The sequence below is a fragment of the Janthinobacterium sp. Ant5-2-1 genome (assembly GCF_001445815.1).
Classification (GTDB): domain Bacteria; phylum Pseudomonadota; class Gammaproteobacteria; order Burkholderiales; family Burkholderiaceae_D; genus Janthinobacterium; species Janthinobacterium lividum_E.
Genome location: NZ_LNCE01000094.1, coordinates 1 through 2,568, shown reverse-complemented (window position 1 = coordinate 2,568; position 2,568 = coordinate 1). Strand labels below are relative to the sequence as shown.

Here is a 2,568-nt window from a genome sequence, read left to right as displayed (position 1 = left end):
TGCCCGCCCGACAAGCGGTAGACATTCAACGGCATGCTGATGATGGCGCCAGCAATCTTCGATACGCAAGCGGCCACGGCAGATGCGCGCATGGCCGTTGTAGCGTTGACCGTGGTACCGGCCACGCCCGGCGCAACGCCGAACGAATCCATGACAGCTTGGCTATACGACAAATTGGACACATCGCGTGCTGCGGCACGTCCGGCGTTCCAGTTCTTCAGGATGGTAGAGCCATCCGATCTGGCTCGCCGCTGCACCTCATCCCACGATGTAGTTTTGCTCATATATCAATAAACCAATCTTTAATTTCAGGTTCGGCGTGCATCAGGCGCCCGATGGCCATGATCAGCGCGACCGCGCCGTCGATCTTGTTGTCTTCACCCTGCTTGATCGGGCGCACAACGTCGTTATTTCCAGGTAGGTACTTGCCGATCACGTTCGATATGCACCAGGTCATGATCGCGTTGCCGTCGTGATGGAAGCGCCCCGACGCAATGGCCGATTCCAGCTCCTTCATCGGATCGCTCATGTTGGTGTAGTTCTGCGTGATCACCACCGGAGTCAGCCCTTCATCGTCCAGTTGATGCGACAGGCCGGTCGCGCCATGCGGATCGATCGCGCTCTGGTCGACCGGTGTCGCCTTGTTGACGTCCAGCGCCGCCGCCAGGATTTCGCGGTAATCCACCTCGGCGCCTTCCGTTTCCTCCAGCAGCCCGGTATTAACCCATGCTTGGAAACGCTCAGACATCCGCTTGTTGTCGCTGTCGCGCACCGTGTCTTCGGGTACCCAGAACTTGGGGCCGACGCTGTAATAGTGGCGTCGCCCGTCGATGTTGCGATGGAAGACCTTGGCCATGCTGTTCATGTCCAGCTTGCGCGCCAAGTCGAAGCCCAGCGAACAGGATTGCCCTTCGAACTGCTCATCCGTCAGCGTCAGGTCTTCGCAAGCGCGCCATTTTTCCAGGTTGTAGAAGCCGGTTTTTGCCGACGTCCACACGTTCAAGTGCTTGGTCTTAAAAGTATTGGTGAAGCGCGCCGACCGGATCGCCTTTTGCTGCTGACTCTCCAGGTACGACTTGAACACCGACACGCCCATATTCGGGTTGGCCTTGGCCAGCACGCCTGGGTCGGTCCAGAGGTCGCCCTCGTCGATGGTGAAAATCCAGCCAAACAACTCATCATCCGGCACCGTGCCGTCCAGCATTTCCATCACCTGGCGGCGCTTGTCGTAACAGGGTCCTTCGATGTTGGCGCCGGCCGTCGTGATGATCAGGATCAGCGGCTGGCGCCGCGCGCCCATACCGGTCAGCATGGTTTCGTACAGCGCGGCGCTGTCGTGCTCGTGGTATTCGTCGATGATCGCGCACGATGGCGAGGCGCCGTCGCCAGGGTTGCCGATGAGCGGCTCGAACCGGCTACCGTCCTCTGGCAGCGTCAGGCTGGCGGCGTTGACCTCGATGCCGAACGCCTCGACCATCAGCGGCGAACGCTTGACCATCAGGCGCGCCGGCCGGAACACTTCCCACGCTTGCTTCTCGGTGGTGGCGCCGGAATACACCTCGGCGCCGAACTCGTTGTCGGCAATGAACATGCCCAACGCCACGCCCGCGCCAATCACCGACTTGCCATTCTTGCGGCAAACCTCCCAGTAGCTTTCGCGGAACCGGCGATACCCGGTCTTCTTGTTCTTCCAGCCGAAGGTGCACGCCAGTCCAAATTTTTGCCACGGCTCCAGCGTCACCAGTTGGCGCTTGAAACCCCACTCGCCCTTCGTATGCGGCAGCAGCTCGATGATCCGCAGCTTCTTTTCCGCCTCGGCCGCATCAAACTTGTACGCATAGCCCTTGGTGCGGCTGGCGGCCAGGTCGGTCAAATGCCGCTGACACGCCAACTTCACCCAGCGGCACGCAGGAATGCGGCCGGCGATAATGTCGCGGGCAAATTTATTGGCCTGGTCGACGCGCGGATATTTTTTCTTCTCAGCCACGCACCGCCTCCAAAAATGGATTGCCTCCTTTTTCTTTTTGTGCACCTACCAGACGCTGCCGACTGGCCGGGTCCAGGCCGAGCAGCGAGCCGAACGTCACCATTTGTTTTGCCGCCTCGTTCAGCGCGGTCAGCGCCGGATTCTTGATCGGCCCTCCGGTTGCACCCTCGACCACAATGCCATTTTTTGTAACGTGCTCGGACGCCGCCCGCCAGTTGCCATAGGCCATGCAAAATGCCTCGACGTTATGCAAATCCGTCATCTGCAGCACCTTCTGTTTGAGCAGTAGCGGCGCCACGCGACCCCACATGTCACGCGCATAGCCAGTGAGCCATTCAGGTGGATCGATGTCAGTCACAAGGCCGAAGTCAGGCGCGTCCTTATTGATTGCGCGCTTGCCCGGGTTACCTGCGGCAATCTTGCGCTCGGCCGGCTTTAGTTTTCGGCCCGACCTACCTGCAACACCTGCCATTTCGACCTGCCTTTCATTGCCTTTCCGCAATCATTGGCGGTCGGCTTGGATTTCATATTTCGCGGGTGTAAAAATTCGAGGAACCGGACGGTCTTTGGCGGTAAGGCCC

Annotated in this window: 2 protein-coding genes; both read right to left on the bottom strand. The window is 59.6% G+C overall.

All coding sequences use genetic code 11. The features are described 5' to 3' along the window. Nucleotides 1–280 precede the first annotated feature (280 nt). Nucleotides 281–1,987: a terminase large subunit gene (locus ASN89_RS24220; protein WP_058051050.1), complete on the bottom strand. Its 1,707-nt coding sequence runs from the start codon at nucleotides 1,985–1,987 to the stop codon at nucleotides 281–283. After that, nucleotides 1,980–2,459, bottom strand: a complete 480-nt coding sequence (locus ASN89_RS24215) for a phage terminase small subunit P27 family (RefSeq protein WP_058051049.1) — start codon at nucleotides 2,457–2,459, stop codon at nucleotides 1,980–1,982. The genes ASN89_RS24220 and ASN89_RS24215 overlap by 8 nt, the downstream gene beginning before the upstream one ends. Nucleotides 2,460–2,568 lie beyond the last annotated feature (109 nt).

Coding starts and splice junctions, on each gene's coding strand:
- ASN89_RS24215 (WP_058051049.1), bottom strand. CDS start 2,459: ATGGCAGGTGTTGCAGGTAGGTCGGGCCGAAAACTAAAGCCGGCCGAG.